The sequence below is a fragment of the Paenibacillus sp. FSL H8-0317 genome, assembly GCF_045040685.1.
GTDB lineage: Bacteria > Bacillota > Bacilli > Paenibacillales > Paenibacillaceae > Paenibacillus.
This window is the reverse complement of sequence record NZ_CP150294.1, coordinates 6,372,010-6,397,791: the sequence shown is the minus strand read 5'-3', so window position 1 is coordinate 6,397,791 and position 25,782 is coordinate 6,372,010. Positions and strand designations below refer to the sequence as shown.

19 protein-coding genes, 13 tRNA genes and 4 rRNA genes are annotated in these 25,782 nt (G+C 46.4%); 33 read left to right on the top strand and 3 right to left on the bottom strand.

Annotated features, from left to right (window positions below):
* Positions 1 to 11 precede the first annotated feature (11 nt).
* The 8 genes from rplQ to MHB43_RS28520 all read left to right on the top strand — a co-directional run bounded on the left by rplQ (position 12) and on the right by MHB43_RS28520 (position 7,058).
* A complete protein-coding gene (gene rplQ / locus MHB43_RS28555) occupies positions 12 to 377 on the top strand; it encodes a 50S ribosomal protein L17 (protein ID WP_017692102.1) in 366 nt (121 codons plus the stop codon).
* A gap of 159 nt (positions 378 to 536) precedes the next feature.
* On the top strand, positions 537 to 1,310 hold the full coding sequence (gene truA / locus MHB43_RS28550; protein WP_076216861.1) for a tRNA pseudouridine(38-40) synthase TruA: 774 nt from the start codon (positions 537 to 539) through the stop codon (positions 1,308 to 1,310).
* A 205-nt stretch (positions 1,311 to 1,515) separates the two neighbouring features.
* The gene (rplM, locus tag MHB43_RS28545) at positions 1,516 to 1,953 is read left to right on the top strand and encodes a 50S ribosomal protein L13 (protein ID WP_024633564.1); all 438 of its coding nucleotides are present in this window, start codon (positions 1,516 to 1,518) and stop codon (positions 1,951 to 1,953) included.
* Between the two features lie 19 nt (positions 1,954 to 1,972).
* The gene (gene rpsI / locus MHB43_RS28540) at positions 1,973 to 2,365 is read left to right on the top strand and encodes a 30S ribosomal protein S9 (protein WP_017692105.1); all 393 of its coding nucleotides are present in this window, start codon (positions 1,973 to 1,975) and stop codon (positions 2,363 to 2,365) included.
* Positions 2,366 to 3,168: 803 nt separating this feature from the next.
* Positions 3,169 to 3,861 (top strand): phosphoadenylyl-sulfate reductase, encoded by a 693-nt coding sequence (locus tag MHB43_RS28535; RefSeq protein WP_339179703.1) that lies wholly within the window; start codon positions 3,169 to 3,171, stop codon positions 3,859 to 3,861.
* A gap of 23 nt (positions 3,862 to 3,884) precedes the next feature.
* Positions 3,885 to 5,054 carry a sulfate adenylyltransferase gene (gene sat / locus MHB43_RS28530; protein WP_339179701.1) on the top strand — a complete coding sequence of 390 codons (1,170 nt, stop codon included), beginning with the start codon at positions 3,885 to 3,887 and terminating at the stop codon, positions 5,052 to 5,054.
* Positions 5,055 to 5,122: 68 nt separating this feature from the next.
* Entirely contained in the window at positions 5,123 to 5,878 is a 756-nt protein-coding gene (gene cwlD / locus MHB43_RS28525) for an N-acetylmuramoyl-L-alanine amidase CwlD (RefSeq protein ID WP_339179697.1), read from the top strand.
* Positions 5,879 to 5,957: 79 nt separating this feature from the next.
* Positions 5,958 to 7,058 carry an Mrp/NBP35 family ATP-binding protein gene (locus tag MHB43_RS28520; RefSeq protein ID WP_339179695.1) on the top strand — a complete coding sequence of 367 codons (1,101 nt, stop codon included), beginning with the start codon at positions 5,958 to 5,960 and terminating at the stop codon, positions 7,056 to 7,058.
* 86 nt (positions 7,059 to 7,144) lie between these two features.
* Here MHB43_RS28520 and gerD read toward each other — a convergent pair whose 3' ends face one another.
* Positions 7,145 to 7,900 (bottom strand): spore germination lipoprotein GerD, encoded by a 756-nt coding sequence (gerD, locus tag MHB43_RS28515; protein WP_221825239.1) that lies wholly within the window; start codon positions 7,898 to 7,900, stop codon positions 7,145 to 7,147.
* Between the two features lie 125 nt (positions 7,901 to 8,025).
* Between gerD and MHB43_RS28510 the strand changes: the two genes are divergently transcribed.
* On the top strand, positions 8,026 to 8,658 hold the full coding sequence (locus tag MHB43_RS28510; RefSeq protein ID WP_405130868.1) for a KinB-signaling pathway activation protein: 633 nt from the start codon (positions 8,026 to 8,028) through the stop codon (positions 8,656 to 8,658).
* 99 nt (positions 8,659 to 8,757) lie between these two features.
* Here the strand turns inward: MHB43_RS28510 and pdaB are convergent, their stop codons facing one another.
* Complete coding sequence (gene pdaB / locus MHB43_RS28505; protein ID WP_076216866.1) at positions 8,758 to 9,534, bottom strand: polysaccharide deacetylase family sporulation protein PdaB; 777 nt, start codon at positions 9,532 to 9,534, stop codon at positions 8,758 to 8,760.
* A 123-nt stretch (positions 9,535 to 9,657) separates the two neighbouring features.
* Here pdaB and MHB43_RS28500 point away from each other — a divergent pair, with 123 nt between their 5' ends.
* From MHB43_RS28500 to MHB43_RS28410, 19 genes are all read left to right on the top strand, one after another.
* Positions 9,658 to 10,275, top strand: a complete 618-nt coding sequence (locus MHB43_RS28500; protein WP_221825229.1) for a stage II sporulation protein M — start codon at positions 9,658 to 9,660, stop codon at positions 10,273 to 10,275.
* A 153-nt stretch (positions 10,276 to 10,428) separates the two neighbouring features.
* On the top strand, positions 10,429 to 10,659 hold the full coding sequence (locus tag MHB43_RS28495) for a hypothetical protein (protein WP_056697767.1): 231 nt from the start codon (positions 10,429 to 10,431) through the stop codon (positions 10,657 to 10,659).
* A gap of 478 nt (positions 10,660 to 11,137) precedes the next feature.
* A 16S ribosomal RNA gene (locus tag MHB43_RS28490) occupies positions 11,138 to 12,690 on the top strand.
* 156 nt (positions 12,691 to 12,846) lie between these two features.
* Positions 12,847 to 12,963 (top strand): 5S ribosomal RNA (rrf, locus tag MHB43_RS28485).
* Between the two features lie 36 nt (positions 12,964 to 12,999).
* Positions 13,000 to 13,076, top strand: a tRNA-Ile gene (locus tag MHB43_RS28480).
* A 22-nt stretch (positions 13,077 to 13,098) separates the two neighbouring features.
* Positions 13,099 to 13,174 (top strand) — tRNA-Ala (locus MHB43_RS28475).
* Positions 13,175 to 13,380: 206 nt separating this feature from the next.
* Positions 13,381 to 16,308 (top strand): 23S ribosomal RNA (locus tag MHB43_RS28470).
* Between the two features lie 143 nt (positions 16,309 to 16,451).
* Positions 16,452 to 16,568 (top strand): 5S ribosomal RNA (gene rrf / locus MHB43_RS28465).
* The 16S, 23S and 5S rRNA genes sit together here with 13 tRNA genes alongside, the layout of an rRNA operon.
* Before the next feature lie 84 nt (positions 16,569 to 16,652).
* A tRNA-Asn gene (locus tag MHB43_RS28460) sits at positions 16,653 to 16,728 on the top strand.
* A gap of 3 nt (positions 16,729 to 16,731) precedes the next feature.
* Positions 16,732 to 16,804: transfer RNA gene (locus MHB43_RS28455), tRNA-Thr, on the top strand.
* A gap of 10 nt (positions 16,805 to 16,814) precedes the next feature.
* Positions 16,815 to 16,886: transfer RNA gene (locus tag MHB43_RS28450), tRNA-Glu, on the top strand.
* Between the two features lie 7 nt (positions 16,887 to 16,893).
* Positions 16,894 to 16,969, top strand: a tRNA-Val gene (locus tag MHB43_RS28445).
* A gap of 10 nt (positions 16,970 to 16,979) precedes the next feature.
* Positions 16,980 to 17,054: transfer RNA gene (locus MHB43_RS28440), tRNA-Gln, on the top strand.
* A 9-nt stretch (positions 17,055 to 17,063) separates the two neighbouring features.
* Positions 17,064 to 17,139, top strand: a tRNA-Lys gene (locus MHB43_RS28435).
* Positions 17,140 to 17,145: 6 nt separating this feature from the next.
* Positions 17,146 to 17,226 (top strand) — tRNA-Leu (locus MHB43_RS28430).
* Positions 17,227 to 17,236: 10 nt separating this feature from the next.
* Positions 17,237 to 17,311: transfer RNA gene (locus MHB43_RS28425), tRNA-Gly, on the top strand.
* Positions 17,312 to 17,318: 7 nt separating this feature from the next.
* Positions 17,319 to 17,395, top strand: a tRNA-Arg gene (locus MHB43_RS28420).
* Positions 17,396 to 17,410: 15 nt separating this feature from the next.
* Positions 17,411 to 17,484: transfer RNA gene (locus MHB43_RS28415), tRNA-Pro, on the top strand.
* Positions 17,485 to 17,495: 11 nt separating this feature from the next.
* Positions 17,496 to 17,566: transfer RNA gene (locus tag MHB43_RS28410), tRNA-Gly, on the top strand.
* Between the two features lie 220 nt (positions 17,567 to 17,786).
* On the opposite strand, the gene MHB43_RS28405 is transcribed toward MHB43_RS28410, so the two are convergent.
* The gene (locus MHB43_RS28405) at positions 17,787 to 18,143 is read right to left on the bottom strand and encodes a WGxxGxxG family protein (protein WP_339179687.1); all 357 of its coding nucleotides are present in this window, start codon (positions 18,141 to 18,143) and stop codon (positions 17,787 to 17,789) included.
* Positions 18,144 to 18,721: 578 nt separating this feature from the next.
* Here MHB43_RS28405 and ppc point away from each other — a divergent pair.
* From ppc to MHB43_RS28380, 5 genes are all read left to right on the top strand, one after another.
* A complete protein-coding gene (ppc, locus tag MHB43_RS28400; protein ID WP_405130867.1) occupies positions 18,722 to 21,514 on the top strand; it encodes a phosphoenolpyruvate carboxylase in 2,793 nt (930 codons plus the stop codon).
* 260 nt (positions 21,515 to 21,774) lie between these two features.
* The gene (sigW, locus tag MHB43_RS28395) at positions 21,775 to 22,341 is read left to right on the top strand and encodes an RNA polymerase sigma factor SigW (RefSeq protein WP_017692117.1); all 567 of its coding nucleotides are present in this window, start codon (positions 21,775 to 21,777) and stop codon (positions 22,339 to 22,341) included.
* A 136-nt stretch (positions 22,342 to 22,477) separates the two neighbouring features.
* Positions 22,478 to 23,092, top strand: a complete 615-nt coding sequence (locus MHB43_RS28390; protein WP_036614042.1) for a zf-HC2 domain-containing protein — start codon at positions 22,478 to 22,480, stop codon at positions 23,090 to 23,092.
* Between the two features lie 313 nt (positions 23,093 to 23,405).
* Positions 23,406 to 24,242 (top strand): diadenylate cyclase CdaA, encoded by an 837-nt coding sequence (cdaA, locus tag MHB43_RS28385; RefSeq protein WP_047841664.1) that lies wholly within the window; start codon positions 23,406 to 23,408, stop codon positions 24,240 to 24,242.
* Positions 24,235 to 25,728: a CdaR family protein gene (locus tag MHB43_RS28380; RefSeq protein WP_339305766.1), complete on the top strand. Its 1,494-nt coding sequence runs from the start codon at positions 24,235 to 24,237 to the stop codon at positions 25,726 to 25,728. The genes cdaA and MHB43_RS28380 overlap by 8 nt, the downstream gene beginning before the upstream one ends.
* Positions 25,729 to 25,782 lie beyond the last annotated feature (54 nt).

The window sequence follows — 25,782 nt, the reverse complement described above, 5'->3', positions numbered from 1 at the left end:
GAGGGAAAACAATGGCATACCAAAAGTTGGGCCGTAATTCCAGCGCACGTAAAGCTTTGTTCCGTGACCTGGTAACCGACCTGTTCTTATACGAACGCATTCAGACAACTGAAGCGAAAGCAAAAGAGGTTCGCTCTATTGCTGAAAAACTGATCACTAAAGCGAAAAAGGGAGATCTTCATGCCCGTCGCCAAGTGGCAGCTTATGTTCGCCGCGAAACTATCGATGGTGAGCAAGATGCAATCCAAAAACTGTTTAGCGAATTGTCCGGTCGTTACGCTGAGCGTCCAGGTGGATACACTCGTATCTTGAAACTGGGACCTCGTCGTGGTGACGCAGCGCCAATGGTTTACTTGGAACTGGTAGACCGCGCGTAAAACAGATGAGATGAGGAAAGGGGACAGAATCAACGATTCTGGATTAACCCTTTTTTTCTCTTCATTTCGGAATTCGTGCTGTAATAGAAGCTCCGTAAGGGGCTTCTTTTGCTGTTCGGGATAGGGATATGTATAGTATGGAACAAAGGTGTGGTAATAATGCGGAACTTATGTATGACGTTAACTTATGATGGCACTGCCTATTACGGCTTCCAAGTACAGCCGGGTGGGAATACCATTCAGGATCATCTTGAAGATGCGATTCGTGCTTTAACCGGTGAGAAAGTTAAAATTACAGGTTCAGGCCGAACAGATGCAGGTGTTCACGCCCGCAGACAAATCTTTAATTTTCCTACGGAGTCCCAGATCCCGATTGAACGCTGGTGTATTGCACTCAACTCCAGATTACCCTCCGATATTGTCGTCATTGATGCGATTGAAGTTTCGGCTGATTTTCATTCTCGCTATGCAGCGAAAAAGAAAACGTATCGTTATACAGTCAATGCGAATCAATTTCCGGATGTATTCAACAGAAGACTGCAGTATCATCATCATGCGAAGCTTGATATTATGGCAATGCAGGAGGGCCTACGACATTTCATAGGGACGTATGATTTTACCTCTTTTGCTTCACGCAAGTCTCAGAAAGAGAATCATGTCCGTTCGGTATACGAAGCATGGATGGAAGTGGACCGATCAATGTGCAGAGACCATCCGCGCGATCAGGGTGTCATTCACATTTATGTGAGTGGTAACGGCTTTTTGCAGCATATGGTTCGTATCATTGTAGGGACACTGCTGGAGATCGGAGAGGGCAAACGGAAAGCCTCTGATGTACCGAATATGATTGCTGCATGTAATCGATCTGCTGCAGGACCTACTGCAGTTAGCTGCGGTTTAATGCTCTGGGATCTTGAATACAAAAAAGATTAAATTTGGTGAGTGAAAAGCTTAATTAACACTTGCGATTTAATCGCCTATCATGTAATATAAAAGTTGTGTTTTCTTAATGGCTTTCCCACAGCCCCAATTAAGAGGTTCACATCAAATTTACAATCCATCAACACCTAAAGTTATAACTTAACGAACGAAGATAAATGAAAATGATGATTTTGAACATTTTAAGGAGGAACTTTTCATGCGTACTACGTACATGGCGAAGCCTAACGAAGTTGAGCGCCAATGGCACATCATTGATGCTGAAGGCAAAACCCTCGGACGTTTGGCGAGCGAAGCAGCAGCTTTGATTCGCGGCAAACACAAGCCACAATTCACTCCACATGTGGACACTGGCGATTTCGTTGTTATCATCAATGCTGAGAAAATCGTATTGACTGGTAAGAAAATGCAAGGTAAAAAATACTACCGTCACTCAATGCACCCAGGTGGTTTGAAAGTAACTACAGCTGAAGAGATGGTTAAAAACAAACCTGAGCGTATGTTGGAACTGGCTGTTCGCGGTATGCTTCCTAAAACTCGCATGGGCGAGAAAATGAAGTTGAGACTTAAAGCGTACAGAGGCACTGAGCATCCACATGCAGCACAAAAACCAGAAGTTTACGAACTTCGCGGTTAATTAAAAGGAGGACAGTTTCATGGCACAAGTACAATACTATGGGACAGGTCGTCGTAAACATTCGGTAGCACGTGTTCGCCTTGTACCGGGTGAAGGACGCATTGTCATCAATAAACGTGATATTAATGAATACTTCGGTTTGGAAACACTCAAACTGATCGTAAAACAACCACTGAACTTGACAGAAACGCTCAACAACTATGACGTTCTTGTTATTGCTCATGGTGGCGGAATCTCCGGTCAAGCCGGCGCAATCCGTCATGGTATCTCCCGCGCTCTGCTCAAAGCAGATCCGGAATACCGTGCTTCCCTGAAAAAAGCAGGATTCCTGACTCGTGACCCACGTATGAAAGAACGTAAAAAATACGGTCTTAAAGCGGCTCGTCGCGCACCTCAGTTCTCCAAACGTTAATATTAAAAGCCTTTGGCCTCGGTCAAAGGCTTTTTTATATATTCATGACTATTCCGCCATATAGTATATTAGTTTGTGCGATAGCTCTCATACCTCTGATGTCTTCCCCCATGCTTGTGCATTTTTCCATCATTGCCTTTTCAATGTTCTCTTAATGTCCCTCAATACAGTCCTATAATATGTACGTTAATACATCTACAGCTTACTGAACCTCTCTAATCGTTTTAGATCCTTGGATTTGCTCTTGCGCTTTTACCCATCGCTCACCACACATTCTATAACAGATCTTTATAAAATCATCAATTAGAGCTCACGCCGGATTTCTTGAATGCACTGGGTTTACTGTTTTTTGTGCTTAAATTTTTATTGCAACCTTATCAGTATTTCTTATGGAAACGATAAAAGTCCCTTACATATCAACCGTTAAATGTCACAAAGCTGATCCCCTTAAAACCTCTGCTTTTCGTCCTTCATCTTCAATCGCCCAGTGAATTTTTGATGTTGCTCTTTGCGACATGAACTATCTAAACCCAGCAGCAGCAAAGGTTTCACAGGCCATGAGATGTTTTTATACCTGCCTAATGATCTGAGCCAACAGCTTTGTTTTTATCTCGTTAACAGAGAAATGAATAAATTGAACCAAAATATTGTGTGAGAGCAACGATCAAAAATGGTCAAAAACTGATTTATTTTACCATATGGCAGGCATTGACATCCCCAATGAAAGATTTATACTAAACATAATTCATATTAGATTAGTCGGCTTTAAGTGTATTGAAATGCAGAATGGGGGAAATTCACAGATGAACTTGTTGGAGAAAGAAGAATTGGCACGGGCAAAGGCAGAGGAACTGGAACATGCCAGTCCAGAGGATATTATTCGGTATGCTATTGAAACATTCCCAAATATCACTTTTGCATGTAGCTTTGGTGCAGAAGATGTTGTTCTTGTAGATATGTTGCAGAAGATCAGCCCATCCACAGACATTTTTTATCTGGATACAGATTTCCACTTTAAAGAAACATACGAAACACGTGATAAGATGCAGGAGAACTACAACCTTGAATTTGTACGCGTGTCACCTAAGATTACTCCGGAAGAGCAGGCAGCTCAACACGGTGAAGAGATGTGGAAGTCTGATCCCAATGGGTGCTGTAACATTCGCAAAGTCGAACCGTTAACACGTATTCTTTCTCAGTATGATGCATGGATTACAGGTATTCGTAGAGATCAAGCACCAACTCGTGCAAACTCGAAGAAGGTTGAATATGATTCCAAATTTGGCCTGATGAAGTTTAACCCGATTGCGCACTGGACGACTGAGGATGTATGGCAATATATTCGTGACAATAACGTTGTATATAACCCTCTTCATGATCAGAACTACCCAAGTATTGGTTGTGAGCATTGTACACGTCAGGTTATGCCTGGTGAGGACCCTCGTGCTGGACGCTGGTCTGGCAATGATAAGACGGAATGTGGCCTTCATAAATAATAGATATACAAGGAGCTGACAAGATGACATCGATTCTGCCTCATGGAGGTACGCTGGTTCAGCGTATCGTACAAGGAGAAGAACGGGAGCAGTTGTTGCAAGACAGTAAAAACTTATCCTCTTTGCTTATTAATACCTGGACGATATCAGATTTGGATCTGATTGGTGTGGGTGCGTTCTCACCACTAGAAGGTTTCTTGAATGAGGAAGATTACCTCTCGGTGGTGTCTCGCATGCGTCTCACCGATGGAACAGTCTGGAGTATACCAATCACACTTGCTGTTGACGATCAACAAGCCGCAACCCTCCAGATTGGTGAACGTGTGAAACTTGTTGGTGATCAAGATGGAGTCACATATGGATTGCTTGAAGTCCAAAGTATATACCAGGTGGATCAGGGTGAAGAAGCCCGGCGTGTATTCAAAACAGATGATCCCGAGCACCCGGGTGTTAAAAAACTGTTGGAGCGTCCTGCAACATACGTAGGAGGTCCAATCCAAGTGTTGAATCGTCCCAAACCTTCGAAATTCGAAGAATTCTATTATGATCCTGCAGATACCCGGAAGATTTTTCAGGAGAAGGGTTGGAAGACGGTAGTTGGTTTTCAGACACGTAATCCGGTCCATCGGGCTCATGAGTACATCCAGAAGAGCGCTATGGAGATTGTCGACGCACTCTTCCTGAATCCGCTTGTTGGAGAGACGAAGTCGGACGACGTTCCCGCAGATGTTCGGATGAAGAGTTATCTGGTATTACTGGAGAACTATTACCCGGCTGATCGTGCGTTCCTTGGTGTGTTCCCCGCAGCGATGCGGTATGCCGGACCACGTGAAGCTATTTTCCATGCGATGGTTCGCAAAAATTACGGGTGTACCCACTTTATTGTTGGTCGTGACCATGCGGGTGTGGGTGATTATTATGGAACATATGAAGCACAGGAGATCTTTACGAACTTTACAGCAGAGGAACTGGGGATCACTCCGTTGTTCTTCGAACATAGTTTCTTCTGTACCAAATGTGGAAACATGGCATCCAGCAAAACTTGCCCACATGATAAAGAACACCATATGGCGCTTTCCGGCACCAAAGTACGCGGGCTGCTCCGTGACGGTCAGTGCCCTCCACCTGAATTTACACGTCCTGAGGTAGCTGAGGTACTGATTGAAGGAATGGCGGAGCAAGTCCGGTCCTAGCGGTATATTTGTCCATCTTGTCCCATATAGATGATTAGAGTCATTTATAGGGACGAGGTGGTTTTTTTATGCGTAAAAATATGGGGAAACACTTTGTAGTCTGGATTAGGTTAAAAACAATCAAAAGGGTCATGCTGAGTCTCTGTCTGCTGGCCATGTTAGTGGCGGTAATGTCCTATGAACTGCCTTCCGCAAAGACTTCAGGTTATTGGAGTTTGCCGATGGCGGGTAAAGTTATTGCCATTGATGCAGGACACGGAGGTCCCGATGGAGGAGCGGTAAGTAAACAGGGAGTTATTGAAAAAGATATTAACCTGTCTATCGCCTTGTATGTGAGAGATTATTTGCAACAGGCAGGGGCCTTAGTGGTGATGACAAGAGAAATAGACACGGATTTGGCGGACTCGGACACCAAGGGGTACTCTAAGCGTAAGACGGAAGATCTGAAACAAAGAGTACGGCGGATAGAGGATAAGCAAGCAGATCTCTTTATTAGCATTCACATGAACAGTGTCCCATCCAACCGCTGGAGTGGAGCGCAGGTTTTCTATACAACTAACCATCCGGATAACGAAGGTTTGGCTAATCTGCTTCAACAAGAGATGGTTCGTAATCTGGAGAATACAGATCGAATCGCCAAAACGGTGAATACAGTTTATCTGTTACAGGCGCTGAAGATCCCTTCCGCGCTGGTAGAAGTGGGTTTCCTTTCTCATCCGGAAGAGGCACGTATGCTTGCCGACGAAGCTTATCAACGTAAGGTGGCTGCCTCGATCTATAATGGAATTCTCAGATATTCCTCAGGAGAACGGCCTAAAAGTTAGTCAGAACAAGAAAGGTAATGATATAATTGGATCAGCATACCTAATTACATGCCAATAGATAAAGCTGAGGTGCTGTCTGATGTTATCAAAAGAACAGATACTTGAACTATTACAGCCATTACAAGAACCACAATTGGGAGTAAGTCTGACCGAACTGGAATGGGTTCGAGATATTATGGTGAAAGAAAATCATGTGGCTCTGACCTTAGTGACACTGGAAAATCGACCTGAGGATACAACAGCCTTGAGTGATGCAGCGCGTAATCTGTTGTCCCAGCACGGACTGAAGGATGTGCATATTCGTGTGCGTGCAGCTTCTGAGCATGATCGTGAGAGCCTGAATATGGGACAACCCGATGATGAGCCAGATCGGGACGAAGTGCTCGTAAAAGGTCACGCAGCGGGTCTGGATGGACATGAACTGTTAAGTCCTGAATCAGGTGTTCGTTTTATTGCTGTGGCCAGTGGTAAAGGTGGCGTCGGTAAATCAACGGTAACCGTTAATCTCGCTGCAGCTTTGGCACGTCAAGGCAAAAAAGTGGGCTTAATTGATGCGGATATCTATGGCTTCAGTGTACCCGACATGATGGGGATTGAAGAATATCCGGTCGTTGAAGATGGCGTTATTCAACCGGTTGAACGTTTTGGCGTCAAAGTCATGTCGATGGGCTTCTTTATTCGGGAGAACAATCCGGTAATCTGGCGTGGACCCATGCTAGGTCGGATGCTGCGTCAATTCTTTACGGATGTCCAGTGGGGCGAATTGGATTATATATTACTGGATTTGCCACCAGGTACGGGAGATGTTGCTTTGGATGTGCATCAGATGTTGCCACAGAGCAAGGAAATCATCGTTACCACGCCGCATGCAACAGCAGCTTTTGTCGCAGCACGTGCGGGTGCGATGGCCATTCAGACCGATCATGAGTTACTTGGTGTCGTGGAGAATATGGCTTATTATGAGTGCAGCAGTTGCGGAGAGAAGGATTATGTCTTTGGACGTGGAGGTGGGGGAAGACTTGCAGAAAGTCTGCATACAAGCTTGCTTGCCCAGATTCCATTAGGCACACCGGATAATCATCCATCCGAGCCTGATTTCTCACCTTCTGTGTACAAAGCAGATTCCCGTATAGGGGCTATCTACGATGAAGTGGCCAAGTCCATTGAATCCAAATTCTAATGGTATGAGTGTTATAAATACAAATAAAGCCTGCGTCCATTCGGATGCAGGCTTTTCAGTTTCTGTAATATACCAACATCTACTGTTTATGAACCTCCACCGCTGCCAGAATCTCCACTTCCACCATCTCCGCCATCACTACCCTCTTGCCCTTGCCCTTCTTGTCCTCCTTGCTCTTGCCCCTGTTTTCCGCCACTTTCCACTTTGGGTTGCAATTCGTCCTGCACTACCTTCTTGAGTAAAGTGAGTACTTCCATGCGGAACAACGGGTTTTGCATCACTTCCTGCATGACAGTCATCGTCTGTTTACGATAATCCGGAGTCTTGGTCATATCCATGAACATCTTGGATACTTCTGGTGACTTCATGATGTCTCCAACAGATTTTTGATATGTGGGATCTTTAATCAACTGCATATGAAGTTGTTTGCTTTGGGCGTTAATCACTTTGGCGAATTCCCCGGCAAACTGTGGATCTGTCATGATCTTCTCGAATTCCTTCTGGTATTCGGGAGCTGTGATGGTGTCTTTTACTGCAATACGTATTTGTTCCGAAGATTGCACAGGCATTAACATTTTCATACCAATGGTTCCCGAGCCACCACCCGACCCGCCGCCACCTTCTTCTGACCCGCCGCCTTCACCACTGGATGAGCTTTGACCTGTAAGAGCTTCCTCCACCGCTTTCTTGCCTTCGTCACTTTTCAAAATATCTACAACCATTGTTTTCATCTCTTTATAACTGCCCTGAGGAGGCGAAGAACTCTGATCTGAACCGCAGCCGGCAAGCATGACGGATAGCCCCAGTACGACACAGCATAGCTGCCACAAAGGCCGTTTCATGTGTACAATCCCTCCTTGATTAGATACTGGATGTAGTATGTGATGGGAAAGGGGGAAATATGTTGAGCAATGATGGTTTTTTGCTGAGAAGGTTGGTAAAATAAACACTCGGGGGTGGAAAACTTTTGAATTTACGTAGATGGTTTTTCCTGTTTTGGACAGCCTTGCTTATTGGGTCCGCGGGAGCATTGGGTACAGGATTGATTATGATGCTGGTGAACGGGGAGAAAACAAATGGATTGAATGATTTTCTTCTGTATCTTTTGATCCTATTTGGATCAGGGGTTATGATCAGCGTTTATTCACAAATGGGTTTCTTTGCATATCTGATATTGAATTATATGGGTAAAGGTGTATTTCCAAAGCGCGGTTGGCAGATCGTGCAGATTGTACTAACGGTGTTGGCCCTGCTTGACGTGATGTTTTTACGCCTGTTTGTTGGGGGAGACCGGGAGCGCATATCGGATATTGTGTTAGGTATCATTATTTTGGCAGCCGCAATTGTTACCGCTTACGTTAAAGTAAAGCTCACTCATATCTCCGCGCTTGTACCAACACTCTTTTTCATGATTGCCGTCACCATAGTGGAGACGATCGGCGTATTACGTATTGATGTCAATGCTGCAACCATATTTATTGTGGTACCTTTGCTCTTATGTAATGCATACCAAATGCTGATATTGCACAGGCTGGTGGATGTATCTACGAACCGGAGTGTAAGTGGAAAGGCAGAACAGTTGAAAGAAAGCCGAGCATAAAATTCGTTTTGCATAAAAACATACCAAAAAGAGCTAACCTGGTTAGCTCTTTTCAACTTTTACACTCTTATTTGAGCTGTAGCCCAAGCAATATACCAATTATTGACCGCTGGCTTGATCACGAACTTCCTTACCTTCCACACTGGAATGGTTAAGCAACTCAGACACGGTTACGAATTCATAGCCCTGGTTTTTTAATTTGTCGATAATGACAGGGAGTGCCTCATGAGTTTGTTTAGAGGAATCACTTGCATGCAGCAGTACGATGTCCCCTGGATGTGCTTTGCTTACTACACGATCAACAATGGTCTGTACACCAGGGTTTTTCCAATCCAAGGAGTCGGTATCCCACTGTACAACCTGATAATTCAAACTATTGGCTACCTGAAGCACTCGCTTGTCAAAGTCCCCGTTGGGCAGACGTATTAATTTCGGTTCTTTTCCCGTTAAATCGGTTAAAATGCTATGAGCTGTCGAAATTTCTTTGCGAATTTCTTCCTCGGTCAGGCTGCTGTAGTTCTCATGTCTGTGACCATGGCTGCCAATTTCATATCCTGCCTCTTTGATGGCAGTAACAATTTCGGGGTGTGTCTTGCTCCAGGGGGACGAAAGGAAAAAGGTTGCCTTCTGCACTTTATTCTCCTGAAGAACTTTCAGAATCGGCTCTGTCCGTTTATCTCCCCAGCTGATGTCAAAGGTAAGTGCAATTACCTTCTTCTCGGTTGGAACGCTGTAGACGGCTGATGGTGCTTCCTCCGAGAATACGGAGACATTGCCACGCTCCAGATAAATAATACCGATCGCAAAGATGGCAGCAACGAAGACAATCAGGTACCGTTTAATCTTTTTGCCGCTAAATACATAGAACGAGTTCATTTCAATAAGCGCCCCTCTCCCATAAGAAATGCTTGTTTACTCTCCAATGTATGCTCGTACTCCCCAGTTATTCGTAACACGAACCTTGTTTGTCCATCATTTTAGATTCTACAGGAGGTTATTATGTTAAAATTCAGTACATTTCTTAGAGATCTTGGTTCCATCCGCAGTGCATTAATCTGGTCCGTAGTTTTGTTTGCTGTTGGAATAGGGGCAGGATGGGTGAGTACAGGGCCTCTAGAAGAACTGTTGTTGAACCAAATCGGAGGTTTACGTGAAGTCAGTGAACGGCTGGAGCAGGGGGGCAATGTGCAATGGAACTTCTTCCTGTTTATCTTTTTCAATAATGCCATCAAAAGTGTACTTGTCATCTATGCCGGTATATTCTTCGGAATTCTGCCTGTCATCTTCCTGCTGATCAATGGGATGGTCCTTGGATTTGTGGTGCACACCACGATGAATTATGGAGCAAGCTTCTATGATATTGTGGTTAAAGGTTTACTTCCGCATGGCATTATTGAGATTCCGGTCATTATTATTGCTTGCGCCTTCGGACTGAAGTTTGGTGGTCTGGTTATCCAAAGCCTTGCACAACTTGGAAGTGACAAGCGAAATATGATGGGAAACCGGTGGAGAGCATTCATGAATAGGACGTTAACGGCATCCTTCTGGGTTGTCATCTTGCTTCTTGTTGCAGCAATCATCGAAAGCACACTTACTTATACTCTGGTGAGAGGATAAAATTTTGTGATGGTTGGCATTCATAAATTTTCAGAAAGTTGACCATAACAATAAAACGGGTTCCAGCAGCACCCACAAAAAGCGAATGCACGGGTGTTGCATGAAACTTCTGTAAGTGTGATAAAGAGGCTATGCACAAAAAGGAGAACTCTAATGCTGGGTATGTTGTTTAACGATAAGGAATGCAAGGAATTAGACTATGTGCTACGTAAAGAATTAGATGAAATGCTGTTCGATCTGAGTGATAATCGTCTTGACCAAGAGATCAAATATGCTATCGCGAGCCGATATAAGACTGTGTTCCGCATGTATGCACGCTTTGCCCCACCAAAAGAGTTGTCCAAGTATGCAAGAGGTGGAAAACTGAAAAAGTCGAAGCCGTAATGCTGAAGCTGGTCATATATTCGATTTACAGTAGTGGAAGTGAGGTGCGGCTCTCAATAGCGGGTGCTGTACCTCTGAACCATGAAAATGCGAAATTGTTGGGGGGTTCATACTTTTTGTCGAAAAAGGGTTGACCTTTCTAATTTCATATGGTAAATTAATTTTCGTTCCTTTTTTAGGAGCGGTTCACCGAAAAAAGCATGAAAATAAAGCGATTGAAAAGAATTGAAAAAATAATGCTTGCAAAGAGAACTTCAACATGATATATTATAAAAGTCGCCGCTGAAACGACGACAACATAAAAAACAGAACTAAATTGAATGTTTGATCTTTGAAAACTGAACAACGAGTGAGTAAACATTCTGCTTGCAGAATGACGCGAAAGTTGAAGACAAGCCTTGGCTTGAATCGACTGGAGCACAAATGAGATTTTTAATCTCGTCAGATTCAAAATGAGCTTATCGCTCTTTTCAATACTTTATTGGAGAGTTTGATCCTGGCTCAGGACGAACGCTGGCGGCATGCCTAATACATGCAAGTCGAGCGGAGTTGATAGGAAGCTTGCTTCCTTGATACTTAGCGGCGGACGGGTGAGTAACACGTAGGCAACCTGCCCTCAAGTTTGGGACAACTACCGGAAACGGTAGCTAATACCGAATAGTTGTTTTCTTCGCCTGAAGGAAACTGGAAAGACGGAGCAATCTGTCACTTGGGGATGGGCCTGCGGCGCATTAGCTAGTTGGTGGGGTAACGGCTCACCAAGGCGACGATGCGTAGCCGACCTGAGAGGGTGATCGGCCACACTGGGACTGAGACACGGCCCAGACTCCTACGGGAGGCAGCAGTAGGGAATCTTCCGCAATGGGCGAAAGCCTGACGGAGCAATGCCGCGTGAGTGATGAAGGTTTTCGGATCGTAAAGCTCTGTTGCCAGGGAAGAACGCTTGGGAGAGTAACTGCTCTCAAGGTGACGGTACCTGAGAAGAAAGCCCCGGCTAACTACGTGCCAGCAGCCGCGGTAATACGTAGGGGGCAAGCGTTGTCCGGAATTATTGGGCGTAAAGCGCGCGCAGGCGGTCATTTAAGTCTGGTGTTTAATCCCGGGGCTCAACCCCGGATCGCACTGGAAACTGGGTGACTTGAGTGCAGAAGAGGAGAGTGGAATTCCACGTGTAGCGGTGAAATGCGTAGATATGTGGAGGAACACCAGTGGCGAAGGCGACTCTCTGGGCTGTAACTGACGCTGAGGCGCGAAAGCGTGGGGAGCAAACAGGATTAGATACCCTGGTAGTCCACGCCGTAAACGATGAGTGCTAGGTGTTAGGGGTTTCGATACCCTTGGTGCCGAAGTTAACACATTAAGCACTCCGCCTGGGGAGTACGGTCGCAAGACTGAAACTCAAAGGAATTGACGGGGACCCGCACAAGCAGTGGAGTATGTGGTTTAATTCGAAGCAACGCGAAGAACCTTACCAGGTCTTGACATCTGAATGACCGGTGCAGAGATGTACCTTTTCTTCGGAACATTCAAGACAGGTGGTGCATGGTTGTCGTCAGCTCGTGTCGTGAGATGTTGGGTTAAGTCCCGCAACGAGCGCAACCCTTATATTTAGTTGCCAGCACTTCGGGTGGGCACTCTAGATAGACTGCCGGTGACAAACCGGAGGAAGGTGGGGATGACGTCAAATCATCATGCCCCTTATGACCTGGGCTACACACGTACTACAATGGCCGGTACAACGGGCTGCGAAATCGCGAGATGGAGCCAATCCCAACAAAGCCGGTCTCAGTTCGGATTGCAGGCTGCAACTCGCCTGCATGAAGTCGGAATTGCTAGTAATCGCGGATCAGCATGCCGCGGTGAATACGTTCCCGGGTCTTGTACACACCGCCCGTCACACCACGAGAGTTTATAACACCCGAAGTCGGTGGGGTAACCGCAAGGAGCCAGCCGCCGAAGGTGGGATAGATGATTGGGGTGAAGTCGTAACAAGGTAGCCGTATCGGAAGGTGCGGCTGGATCACCTCCTTTCTATGGAGAATCGTTTCCCGAGTGGAAACATTCAAATAAGTAGGTTCTTAGAACCTACAACAGCGATTCATTTTGGTCTATCACTTCGGTGTGGATGAAATGAAGAGCAAAGCAACTCACTCGTTGCTCAGTTTTGAGAGCTTAAACTCTCAAACGTTTGGTGGCGATAGCGAAGGGGTTCCACACGTTCCCATCCCGAACACGACCGTTAAGCCCTTCAGCGTCAATGGTACTTGGACCGCAGGGTCCTGGGAGAGTAGAACGCCGCCAAGCGTAACCCATTTTGGGTTCAAATAGTATATGTAATGTGGGCCCTTAGCTCAGTTGGTTAGAGCGCACCTCTGATAAGGGTGAGGCCGGTGGTTCGAGTCCACCAGGGCCCACCATCTATACCTTTAAACTTTATATGGGGCCATAGCTCAGCTGGGAGAGCGCCTGCCTTGCAAGCAGGAGGTCAGCGGTTCGATCCCGCTTGGCTCCACCAAAAATGTTTTACAAGTTTGTTCTTTGAAAACTAGATATCGAAACGAAACAAACGCGAATTAGAACATTCCTTTAAGCTGAACTTGTGCAAACAAGTCAAGTGTATAAAGGTAGTTAAATTGCTTTTGTGATGGTATCGGGTGAGAGCGACTTTTGGCTTTGCGCAAGCAAAACAAGGGAAGCGAGCGACCGAAACCGGAACAAAATGGTTAAGCTACTAAGAGCACACGGAGGATGCCTAGGCGCTAGGAGCCGATGAAGGACGTGGCGAACAACGAAACTGCCTCGGGGAGCTGTAAGCAAGCTTTGATCCGGGGGTGTCCGAATGGGGAAACCCAGCTGGGGTAATTTCCAGTTACTCACAACTGAATACATAGGTTGTGTAGAGGCATACCAGGGGAACTGAAACATCTAAGTACCCTGAGGAAGAGAAAACAATAGTGATTCCGTCAGTAGCGGCGAGCGAACGCGGAGAAGCCCAAACCAGAGAGCTTGCTCTTTGGGGTTGTGGGACGTCTCACATGGAGTTACAAAGGAACCGGTTAAGCGAAGAGGTCTGGAAAGGCCCGCCAAAGAAGGTAAAAGCCCTGTAATTGAAAGTTGGTTCCCTCCGAGACGGATCCCGAGTAGTGCGGGGCACGTGAAACCCCGTATGAATCCGGCAGGACCATCTGCCAAGGCTAAATACTTCCTAGCGACCGATAGTGAAGCAGTACCGTGAGGGAAAGGTGAAAAGCACCCCGGAAGGGGAGTGAAATAGAACCTGAAACCGTGTGCTTACAAAAAGTCAGAGCCCGTTTTAGGGGTGATGGCGTGCCTTTTGTAGAATGAACCGGCGAGTTACGTTCCCGTGCAAGGTTAAGGTGAAGAGCCGGAGCCGCAGCGAAAGCGAGTCTGAATAGGGCGACTTAGTACGTGGACGTAGACCCGAAACCGGGTGATCTACCCCTGTCCAGGGTGAAGGTGCGGTAACACGCACTGGAGGCCCGAACCCACGCATGTTGAAAAATGCGGGGATGAGGTGGGGGTAGCGGAGAAATTCCAATCGAACTCGGAGATAGCTGGTTCTCCCCGAAATAGCTTTAGGGCTAGCCTCGGAAAACAGAGTCGTGGAGGTAGAGCACTGATTGGGTGCGGGGCCCGCAAGGGTTACCAAGCTCAGTCAAACTCCGAATGCCATAGACTTACTTCCGGGAGTCAGACAGTGAGTGCTAAGATCCATTGTCAAAAGGGAAACAGCCCAGACCATCAGCTAAGGTCCCCAAGTGTGTGTTAAGTGGGAAAGGATGTGGAGTTGCACAGACAACCAGGATGTTGGCTTAGAAGCAGCCATCATTGAAAGAGTGCGTAATAGCTCACTGGTCGAGTGACTCTGCGCCGAAAATGTAACGGGGCTAAACACACCACCGAAGCTATGGCTTGATGCTTTGCATCAGGGGTAGGGGAGCGTTGTATAAGGGTTGAAGGTGTACCGTAAGGAGCGCTGGACATTATACAAGTGAGAATGCCGGTATGAGTAACGAAAAGATCAGTGAGAATCTGATCCGCCGAAAGCCTAAGGGTTCCTGAGGAAGGCTCGTCCGCTCAGGGTAAGTCGGGACCTAAGGCGAGGCCGAAAGGCGTAGTCGAAGGACAACAGGTCGAAATTCCTGTACCACCGTAAGCCGTTATGAGCAATGGGGGGACGCAGTAGGGTAGTGACGCGGACTGATGGATGTCCGTCTAAGCAGTGAGGCTGATGTGTAGGCAAATCCGCACATTGTAAGGCTGAGCTGTGATGGGGAGCGAAAATTGTAGTAGCGAAGGTCATGATCTCACACTGCCAAGAAAAGCCTCTAGCCAGGTGATGGTGCCCGTACCGCAAACCGACACAGGTAGGCGAGAAGAGTATTCTAAGGCGCGCGGAAGAACTCTCGTTAAGGAACTCGGCAAAATGACCCCGTAACTTCGGGAGAAGGGGTGCCCCGGTAGTGTGAATAGCACGAGGGGGCCGCAGTGAAAAGGCCCAAGCGACTGTTTAGCAAAAACACAGGTCTGTGCGAAGCCGTAAGGCGAAGTATACGGGCTGACGCCTGCCCGGTGCTGGAAGGTTAAGGGGAGTGGTTAGGGAGTAATCCCGAAGCTGTGAACCGAAGCCCCAGTAAACGGCGGCCGTAACTATAACGGTCCTAAGGTAGCGAAATTCCTTGTCAGGTAAATTCTGACCCGCACGAATGGCGTAACGACTTGGGCGCTGTCTCAACGAGAGATCCGGTGAAATTTTAATACCTGTGAAGATGCAGGTTACCCGCGACAAGACGGAAAGACCCCATGGAGCTTTACTGCAGCTTGATATTGAATTTGGGTACGATCTGTACAGGATAGGTGGGAGCCTTTGAAGTGTGAGCGCCAGCTTGCATGGAGGCAACGTTGGGATACCACCCTGATCGTATCTAGGTTCTAACCTGGTACCGTAATCCGGTGCGGGGACAGTGTCAGGTGGGCAGTTTGACTGGGGCGGTCGCCTCCTAAAGAGTAACGGAGGCGCCCAAAGGTTCCCTCAGAATGGTTGGAAATCATTCGAAGAGTGCAAAGGCATAAGGGAGCTTGACTGCGAGACCTACAAGTCGAGCAGGGACGAAAGTCGGGCTTAGTGATCCGGTGGTACCGCATGGAAGGGCCATCGCTCAACGGATAAAAGCTACCCTGGGGATAACAGGCTTATCTCCCCCAAGAGTCCACATCGACGGGGAGGTTTGGCACCTCGATGTCGGCTCATCGCATCCTGGGGCTGAAGTAGGTCCCAAGGGTTGGGCTGTTCGCCCATTAAAGCGGTACGCGAGCTGGGTTCAGAACGTCGTGAGACAGTTCGGTCCCTATCTGTCGTGGGCGTAGGAAATTTGAGAGGAGCTGTCCTTAGTACGAGAGGACCGGGATGGACGTACCGCTGGTGTACCAGTTGTTCCGCCAGGAGCACCGCTGGGTAGCTATGTACGGACGGGATAAACGCTGAAAGCATCTAAGCGTGAAGCCCCCCTCAAGATGAGATTTCCCAGTATGTAAGACCCCTTGAAGACGACGAGGTAGATAGGCTGGGGGTGGAAGTGCAGCAATGCATGGAGCTGACCAGTACTAATCGGTCGAGGGCTTATCCAATAGCAAGTGATAATTCGCATGTTTCGTTTCGAATCTAGTTTTCAGAGAACAATCTCTGAAATGAAAATTGGTACATCACAGAATGTGTGTATGATTTTCAGTTCCATATCTGATTTTAAGAAGCTATGCTTCGACAAATCGCGTTTGGTGGCGATGGCGGAGGGGTTCCACACGTACCCATCCCGAACACGACCGTTAAGCCCTCTAGCGCCGATGGTACTTGGACCGCAGGGTCCTGGGAGAGTAGGACGCCGCCAAGCGAACTCTTTCATCATACATAGAAAACAGGCTCTGCATGTGGACGTTGTACGATGAATTGCATTTGCCTTGCAAATGCATATTATTCCCTGATAGCTCAGTTGGTAGAGCACTCGACTGTTAATCGAGTTGTCACAGGTTCGAGCCCTGTTCGGGGAGCCATTTGCTCTCATAGCTCAGTAGGTAGAGTGCATCCATGGTAAGGATGAGGTCACCGGTTCGATCCCGGTTGAGAGCTTTGGAAATGGGGCCCGTTGGTCAAGGGGTTAAGACACCTCCCTTTCACGGAGGTAACAGGGGTTCGAATCCCCTACGGGTCATATAGTTGGAGGCTTAGCTCAGCTGGGAGAGCATCTGCCTTACAAGCAGAGGGTCGGGGGTTCGATCCCCTCAGCCTCCACCATATTTTTTATTGGGGATTAGCCAAGCGGTAAGGCAACGGACTTTGACTCCGTCATGCATAGGTTCAAATCCTATATCCCCAGCCATTTTAGTATGAGTCATTAGCTCAGTTGGTAGAGCACCTGACTTTTAATCAGGGTGTCGAAGGTTCGAGCCCTTCATGACTCACCATCATATGCGCGTGTGGCGGAATTGGCAGACGCACTAGACTTAGGATCTAGCGTCTTTGACGTGGGGGTTCAAGTCCCTCCACGCGCATCCTTTATTTGCGGAAGTGGCTCAGCGGTAGAGCATCGCCTTGCCAAGGCGAGGGTCGCGGGTTCGATTCCCGTCTTCCGCTCCAATATTTTGCGCCCTTAGCTCAGCTGGATAGAGCGTTTGACTACGAATCAAAAGGCCGGGAGTTCGAATCTCTCAGGGCGCGCCATTATTTTTTTAGTATCGGGATGTAGCTCAGCTTGGTAGAGCACCTGGTTTGGGACCAGGGGGTCGCATGTTCAAATCGTGTCATCCCGATTTTTGTTTATGCGGGTGTAGTTCAATGGTAGAACTTTAGCCTTCCAAGCTAATAGCGTGGGTTCGATTCCCATCACCCGCTTACAGGATATAACGAAAGAGCCTTTGCAGATGCAGAGGCTTTTTTACTTTTGTTAACGTAAGAATTAGCAGTTATTTTATGTAAGGTACAAGTACAGGTTTATTAAAAAAGAGCCAAGACCCTTTACTATCCAAATAGGGGGTCTTGGCTCTTCTGTTTATCTCTGTGGATGAGCTGCCTCTAAAACGTAGCAGCTATTGTATAGTGAAGAGCGCACAATTTAACGTTCGTTACGATCCGTCACTCTTTTACGCATGCCAGCTAGCCCCAGTAGTCCCAACAAACCAAGCCAGCCCCAATCCATACCATTATCACGGTCGTTCGTAGTGGCGTTCGCCCGAACATTGTTGGTACGATAGTCACCATTGTTGCGGTAGTTTCCATCCATATTCATATTCATGTTGGAATTAGTGTTTGTGCGGTCCATGTAGTTGGTGTCCTGATAAGAGCGAACACGTGAACCGTTGGTGTTGGTATCCACACCTTTGGACATTTGACCATCAGCAGCAGCAGCAGGGCCTGCCATCGCGGCGACCAGAAGCACGGAAGCAATAATTGTTGTACCCTTCTTCATCATTTAAGTTCCTCCTTTTTAGTAAGAGCTATAGATTAATCTGCCCAAAAAGCTAAGAACATTATGTAGAAATGGTCTGTTAAGATATCCCTACAATTACAGTAGGTTAGGAACATACATAAGAAAGTCCCCTGGTAAGCAGACTTGTATTGGGAAGGAATTTTTAATTTTATCTTTAATTTATTACATCACTGTGGTAAAGTATACAAAAGCTTGCTTTGCCGGTCATGTTTCTTTGTATATCATCTGTTCTCAAATAATGAAATTATACGGTTTAACCTTACGATCAGGTACGATGGATCATATCTAAAGTAACTGTATATTTATAAATTTTTAAGCATAGGTATGAGACATTTGATTTATCTAAAGTACGTGAAAAAGGTATCATGCGACAGCATATGACCATTAATTGAAGCAGAACAAGAAAATGAATAAAAAAGCGTGTTTTTTTGCTGTAAATCGGGGATAATCCCCATTTTTTCTAGTAGAAAAATAAAGATTTTCGTACCATTTTATTGTATGATGTTATGAAGGTGTCAAATTTACGCGTACGAATGGAACGATCAGATGGGAGGATAAGCATGACTGAAACTATGGTAACCGCCAGCAAAAGCCAATCCAACAACCTGCTTCGGCGAGACGTGCGGTTCCTGGGCAATATACTCGGAGAAGTTCTTGTCCATCAAGGCGGCACGGAGCTTCTAGATATCGTTGAGAAGATTCGGGAAACGAGCAAATCGTTGCGTGCAGAATTTCTGCCAGAACTCTATGCAGAGTTCAAAACGATGATCCAGGAATTAGACTCGGACAATCGTCACCAGGTTATTCGGGCTTTCGCTATTTATTTTCAATTAGTTAATATTGCTGAACAAAACCATCGGATCCGGCGTAAACGGGATTATGAACGTTCTGCAGGGGACGCTGTGCAGCCAGGATCGATTGAAAAAGCAGTACAGGATCTTAAGGAACGTGGACTGTCTCATACAGAGGTGGAAGAGATTCTTGATGATTTGTCATTGGAACTCGTTATGACAGCTCACCCAACCGAAGCCATGCGCCGGGTTATTCTGGACATCCACAAGCGGATATCCGAAGACGTCATGTCACTTGATAATCCTACGCTGACGTTGCGTGAACGTGAACAGTTGCGGGAGAAGTTGCTGAACGAAGTCATTACACTATGGCAGACTGATGAGCTTCGTGACCGTAAACCGACTGTGCTTGATGAAGTGCGGAACGGGATGTATTACTTTCATGAAACGTTGTTCCACGTACTTCCGGATGTATATCAGGAGCTGGAACGCTGCCTGAACAAATTTTATCCTGACCATGACTGGCATGTGCCGACGTATTTGCGGTTCGGTTCCTGGATCGGTGGAGACCGGGATGGAAATCCTTCGGTAACTTCAGATGTAACATGGCAGACACTGTTGATGCAACGCAAGCTCGCTTTGCGTGAATACCAACGGATTATGATTGAACTTATGGGCCATCTCAGCTTCAGCACGAACATCATTCACGTATCGGATGAGCTGGTGCAGTCGATTGAGCAGGACCGTAATTCTGTTACATTGAAAAGAGTGGATATCTGGCGGAATGAAAAAGAGCCATACCGCATCAAATTGGCTTATATGATTGCCAAGCTGAACAATGTACTGGACGAGAACAAATTAGGTCAGCCTGACCGTTATCATAGCGCACAGGATTTGATTGATGAACTGATGATTATTGATCGAAGTCTGCGCCATCATTTTGCCGATTACGTAGCAGATACAACCATTCGCAAAATGATTCGTCAAGTCGAGTTGTTTGGTTTCCATACCGCAGCATTGGATGTGCGTCAGCACAGTAAGGAACATGAAAATGCGATGTCGGAGATTTTGGCGAAAATGAACATTGTAGAGGATTATGCGCGTCTGACTGAAGACGGTAAAATCGATCTGCTTGCTCGTTTGCTGGATGATCCACGTCCGCTTACTTCTCCTTATCACCAATACACGGAGGGAACCAAAGAATGTCTGGATGTCTTCCGTACCATTAAGCGTGCCCAAAACGAATTTGGGAACGGCTGTATCACAAGTTACCTGATCAGTATGACGCAGGGCGCAAGTGATTTGCTGGAGGTTATGGTATTTGCCAAGGAAGTGGGCTTATTCACCAAAGGACACAATGGTGAGGTTGTATCTACTCTTCAAGCGGTACCACTGTTTGAAACGATTGATGATCTACATGCGGCTTCGGACATTATGCAGAAGCTGTTCAACCTTCCTGTATACCGCGCAAGCGTAAAAGGACGGAATGAACTGCATGAAATCATGCTTGGTTATTCTGACAGTAACAAGGATGGCGGAGTGGTTACAGCCAACTGGGAACTGCGTGTAGCAATGAATGCCATCACGGCTGTAGGTAATGAACATGGCGTTAAGCTGAAGTTCTTCCATGGACGTGGCGGGGCTCTGGGACGTGGCGGCATGCCACTCAACCGCAGTATTCTTGCTCAACCACCACATACGATTGGTGGGGGCATCAAGATTACGGAGCAGGGAGAGGTTATTTCTTCCCGTTATTCCCTTCAGGGGATTGCATACCGCAGTCTGGAGCAGGCAACTTCGGCTCTAATCACAGCAGCACTTAATGGGCTTGAGCCGCAAGAGTCAGCATCCGAGCGTCATTGGGACAGCATCATCAAAGAGATTTCGGAAGTATCTCTGACGAAATATCAGGATCTGATTTTCCGTGATCCAGACTTCTTCACATTCTTCAAAGAATCAACGCCGCTTCCGGAGGTTGGTGAGCTGAACATTGGCTCCCGTCCATCCAAGCGTAAAAATAGCGATAAGTTTGAAGATCTGAGAGCGATCCCTTGGGTATTCGCATGGACTCAAAGTCGTTATCTGCTTCCGGCATGGTATGCGGCAGGAACAGGATTGCAAAGTTACTATCAGGGTAAAGAGGAAAATCTGGTTGTCCTGAAAGAAATGTATGCAAGCTTCCCATTCTTCCGTACATTAATTGATACGGTACAGATGGCCGTAGCCAAGGCAGATCTGGTGATTGCCAAAGAATATTCAGCAATGACTTCGAACAAGGAAGCCCGTGATCGCATATACGGTCAGATTGAAGCCGAATTCAAACTCACAAAAGAGTTGATCCTGAAAATTACCGGAGAAGCTGAAATTCTGGATGATGTACCGGTTATTCAAGAATCCATTCGTCTTCGTAACCCTTATGTAGATCCGTTGTCCTACATGCAAGTTCAACTTCTGAGCGAGCTCAGAGATATGCGTGAACGTGGTGAGGATGATACGGAACTGCTCAGAGAAGTGTTGCTGACAATTAACGGCATCGCTGCAGGACTGCGTAACACAGGTTGATGATTGAACTGCTTCATTTGAATAATCATATGTAACAAAGTACCCATTACTTTGTTGAATAAAAGCTCCATTCTCTGCTCTACGGAGTGAGAGATGAAACGGGACTCCTGCGGGAGTTCCCGTTTTTACTGTTTTTGGCGGATATTTGTCATACAGTCTTGATTTTTGACCAAAGTTGATTTACGATTTGATTGGTGAATTACAAGTGTGGACGGGTATCAGAAGACGGAAGACCCATCAGCATGTCTGGGGGAATAAGGGTGGACAATTTGGAGAACAGGCTTGTGAAATTGGTGCTCAAGGGAGACCAGAGAGCCTTCGCAGAAATCGTTGAACTATATAAGGACAAGCTATTTCATTTGGCATACCGGATGCTGAACAATCGTCATGAAGCTGAAGACGTTGTGCAGGAGACGTTTTTGCGTGTGTTTCGTAATATGGAGAAGTACGATCCGAACCAGAAGTTCTCAACCTGGATATACCGGATCGCAACGAATCTGTGTATTGACCGACTGCGCAGAAAGAAACCTTCATACTCTTTGGATGCTGAACTGAATGACCAGGAAGGATCTGATGGTTATGCGATGCTCCCGAGTGATGATCGTACACCGGAGAGTGAAGCGCTCCTGTCAGAAACGCAGACACTCATTCGTGAGGCTATTGACAGTTTGCCAGCCAAGTATAAGTCCGTTATGATTTTGAGATATTTACAGGACTTGTCGCTACAGGAAATCAGTGACGTGACAGGTATGCCCGTAACAACGATTAAGACACGCGTTCATCGGGGCCGTGATTTTCTACGTAAAAAATTGGAGTACAAGTTATAAATGTTAAACGCTTTTAAATATGGGCGAAATTATTTGAAACATATCCGAAACGGATGCGTATGTAATGTATGCAAGTCTTATGCGTGCTTTTTAATGGCACATGGACTAAGTGATTTAAGAAAGGATTGGCTCTCATATGGATTGCAACTCGGCCGTCTCTTTAATGCATGAATGTTTGGATGAGTCGTTGTCCCCGGCCCAGAAGGTTGAACTGAAAAGTCACCTTGTGATCTGTCCGGATTGTCGCATGCGCTTTAAAGAGTTGGAACAGACGGAAATGCTACTCTTTGCCATGAAACACTATTCACCGTCTGCCTCTGATGAGCTGACCAATCGAATTATGAATGCTCTGCCCCAGCCCAAGAGACAGCAAGCATGGCTCAAATGGGTCAAAGGACATCCCGCGCTGACGGCGGCAGCCTTCTTTTTGGTCGTGATGCTCTTTAGCGCCTTGAATTTCTGGAATCAGAATAACGAGATGGTTGTTAAGGGAAATAATCTGGACCAGATCGTGATTCAGGGTAACACGGTTATTGTTCCTGAAGGTAAGTCAATTGCTGGCGATCTTACGATAGAAAATGGAACCGCACAAGTATATGGTGATGTGAACGGCAATCTGACGGTTATCGATGGACAACTGTTTCAGGCTTCAACCGCGCATATTTCAGGTCAGGTGAAAAGTATTGATCAGGCGCTGGACTGGTTCTGGTACAAAATAACCAATATGGTAAATGAAGTGGCTTATCGCTAGAACAGGGTAAAATCTTCAATGGTATATACCAAGCAGGGTACCTCCAGATTGCATGGGGTACTCTTTTTTTATACGCAAACTTTGTAATTCATGGGAAATGTGATGTTTATGTGCAGTTTGAGACTGCCGTAACTTGCAACCTGAACGTTAACGTTATAACCTAGATACTAAAGAGAACATACTACTACATATAGATACGCATTTTGCACAAATCGAATGATGCAAAACGCGGAGACAAAGGATTATATAAAATCCTAATGGGTTAATATGAGATCAGGGTTTACTCATCAATGGGGATAGCGGGGGCTGGCTTATGAATTATTTTGCTGACTTAACGTGGACAGAGTCCATTAAGGACGTTATCGATATATTGATCGTTACCTATATTATGTACAAACTGATTTTGCTTGTGCGGGGGACACGTGCGGTTCAGCTCCTGAAAGGGATTCTGTTCCTTGTGCTGATCTGGGCATTAAGTACGTGGCTAAACCTGTATACGCTCAAGTGGTTAATGAACCAGATGTTTACGTTTGGTGTCGTTGCGGTGTTCATTATCTTTCAGCCGGAACTGCGTCGTGGTCTGGAGCAATTGGGACGCGGTAAGCTGTTTGGACGTTCAGCGGCAGCGAGTGATGAAGAATTAACCGTGTTAATTGGTGAGATTATTAAGTCTGTTAATTATTTGTCACGACGTAAAATTGGCGCTTTGGTCGTGTTTGAACGTGAAACGGGTCTGAACGATTACACGGAATCGGGCATTAAGATGCAATCTCTGGTCAGCTCAGAGCTGATGATTAACATCTTTATTCCAAATACACCGCTCCATGATGGAGCCGTTATTATACAGGGAAAACAGATTTCGGCGGCAGCTTGTTATTTGCCATTATCAGAGAATCCTTTTATCAGTAAGGAATTGGGAACACGTCATCGTGCAGCAATCGGGATTACCGAAGTTGCAGATGCGATCTGTTTGGTTGTCTCCGAGGAGACAGGACAAGTGTCACTTGCAATGAATGGACAGGTCGTTCGTGATATTAAGGAAGAATCGCTGATTGCCAAACTGTATGAGGAGTTGCGCCCTACATCCAATCTGAAAAAGAATGGCTGGACAACCTTCTGGAAACGGAAGGGAGGACGTAACAATGGATAAGTGGTTTAACAATAATAACTTTGCCAAAATACTTGCACTTGCGGTGAGCCTGCTGCTCTGGTTCATGATTCATCTGGATGAGGTACCAACCACCCCTACGATTACAACAGGGACAACCAACAAGGTTGTGGAACGTACGGTGCCTGTTCAACCTTATGGATTAGACAGCAACAGCTATGTGCTTACTTCATTAAGTACGGATGAGGTCCGGCTGGAGATCAAAGGACAGCGCTCGATGTTGACATCGATTTTTACGAATGATGATTACAAGGTACTGGTCGATCTGAGTCAGGTGAAAGATGGGTCCAATACACTGCCACTCGTACCTGATCTGCCTTCCGGTGTAGAAGTGGTCAGCATGGAACCTTCCATGGTTACGGTGAATGTAGAAAAATTGGGCACCAAATCCTTCAATGTGAATATTGTACCCGAAGGGGAACCATCCGCCGGATACAGCGCTGGAACGCCCGTAATTGAACCTTCGACGCCAGTTAAGGTAACTCTGCCCGAAGGGCAACTCGAGGCTGTAGCGAAGATCCAGGGCAGTGTGAGCGTGAAAGATGCGAAGGAAGATGTCATACAGAAAAAAGTGAAACTTCAAGCATACGATGCTGAAGGCAAAGTCCTTGAAAATGCGATTATAACGCCTCAAACGGTTGAAGTCCGTGTTCCGGTCAATCAGCCCTATACATCTGTACCCTTAAGAATCAAATATTCGGGACAGCTTCCGGAAGGCCTGGTACTCTCCACAGTAGAGCCAAGCGTGAAAGAAGTCTCGGTTTATGGATCAGAGAATGCGCTTGCGGGTATACAGGCCTACGACCAAGTAACCCTTGATCTAACGCAGTTTGAGCAGTCAGGTACGTCGACAGTTAACGTGGACTTGACGCCGCCTTCCGGTTTTGAGAAAATCGAGCCTAGTTCGATTCAGATCAAGGTAACCATATCCCCATTTGACGAGGCGGAGGAGACAACCAAAGTCTTTCCGAACGTCCCCATCACACTTACCGGTGCGGGGAATGGGCTTGAAGGTACACTCGTTACGCCTAAAAGTGGCGGTCTGAACCTTACGCTTACAGGCTCGGCAAGTATGCTTGAGGGTCTGAGTAGTGATGATCTCACGTTGACGGGGGATCTTGCTGAACTTGCGGTCGGAACGCATGAGATTAAGCTTGAAGCCGACCTGCCCCGTTATGCCAAACTGGATGAATCATCTAATGCTCTGAGTGCAACGGTCAAAATTAGCGAAAAGGCTGAGGACACCACAACTACGCCTAGCGAAGATCCGACTGACGAGGGAACGGTAGCACCTGACCCTTCACCAGCCGAGGTCGAAAACGGGGAAACGGAGCCTGTTCCTGATGAAGAAGAAACGGAATCGAATACGGATACTCAGGATCAGAGTCAACAGGGGAGCACAACCAATCGAGGTAATTTAAATAATAATAACAGTGGTAGTAGCAGTAAAAGTGGCTCAAATCCGTAAACGTTCTAATTTTAAAATTCTCAAAAAATAATAATAGTGCTCGTATATGATGCG

Coding starts and splice junctions, on each gene's coding strand:
- rpsI (WP_017692105.1), top strand. CDS start 1,973: ATGGCACAAGTACAATACTATGGGACAGGTCGTCGTAAACATTCGGTA.
- truA (WP_076216861.1), top strand. CDS start 537: ATGCGGAACTTATGTATGACGTTAACTTATGATGGCACTGCCTATTAC.
- MHB43_RS28380 (WP_339305766.1), top strand. CDS start 24,235: ATGGATAAGTGGTTTAACAATAATAACTTTGCCAAAATACTTGCACTT.
- MHB43_RS28495 (WP_056697767.1), top strand. CDS start 10,429: ATGCTGGGTATGTTGTTTAACGATAAGGAATGCAAGGAATTAGACTAT.
- rplQ (WP_017692102.1), top strand. CDS start 12: ATGGCATACCAAAAGTTGGGCCGTAATTCCAGCGCACGTAAAGCTTTG.
- ppc (WP_405130867.1), top strand. CDS start 18,722: ATGACTGAAACTATGGTAACCGCCAGCAAAAGCCAATCCAACAACCTG.
- cwlD (WP_339179697.1), top strand. CDS start 5,123: ATGCGTAAAAATATGGGGAAACACTTTGTAGTCTGGATTAGGTTAAAA.
- cdaA (WP_047841664.1), top strand. CDS start 23,406: ATGAATTATTTTGCTGACTTAACGTGGACAGAGTCCATTAAGGACGTT.
- pdaB (WP_076216866.1), bottom strand. CDS start 9,534: ATGAACTCGTTCTATGTATTTAGCGGCAAAAAGATTAAACGGTACCTG.
- rplM (WP_024633564.1), top strand. CDS start 1,516: ATGCGTACTACGTACATGGCGAAGCCTAACGAAGTTGAGCGCCAATGG.
- MHB43_RS28520 (WP_339179695.1), top strand. CDS start 5,958: ATGTTATCAAAAGAACAGATACTTGAACTATTACAGCCATTACAAGAA.
- MHB43_RS28500 (WP_221825229.1), top strand. CDS start 9,658: ATGTTAAAATTCAGTACATTTCTTAGAGATCTTGGTTCCATCCGCAGT.
- MHB43_RS28405 (WP_339179687.1), bottom strand. CDS start 18,143: ATGATGAAGAAGGGTACAACAATTATTGCTTCCGTGCTTCTGGTCGCC.
- gerD (WP_221825239.1), bottom strand. CDS start 7,900: ATGAAACGGCCTTTGTGGCAGCTATGCTGTGTCGTACTGGGGCTATCC.
- MHB43_RS28390 (WP_036614042.1), top strand. CDS start 22,478: ATGGATTGCAACTCGGCCGTCTCTTTAATGCATGAATGTTTGGATGAG.
- sat (WP_339179701.1), top strand. CDS start 3,885: ATGACATCGATTCTGCCTCATGGAGGTACGCTGGTTCAGCGTATCGTA.
- MHB43_RS28535 (WP_339179703.1), top strand. CDS start 3,169: ATGAACTTGTTGGAGAAAGAAGAATTGGCACGGGCAAAGGCAGAGGAA.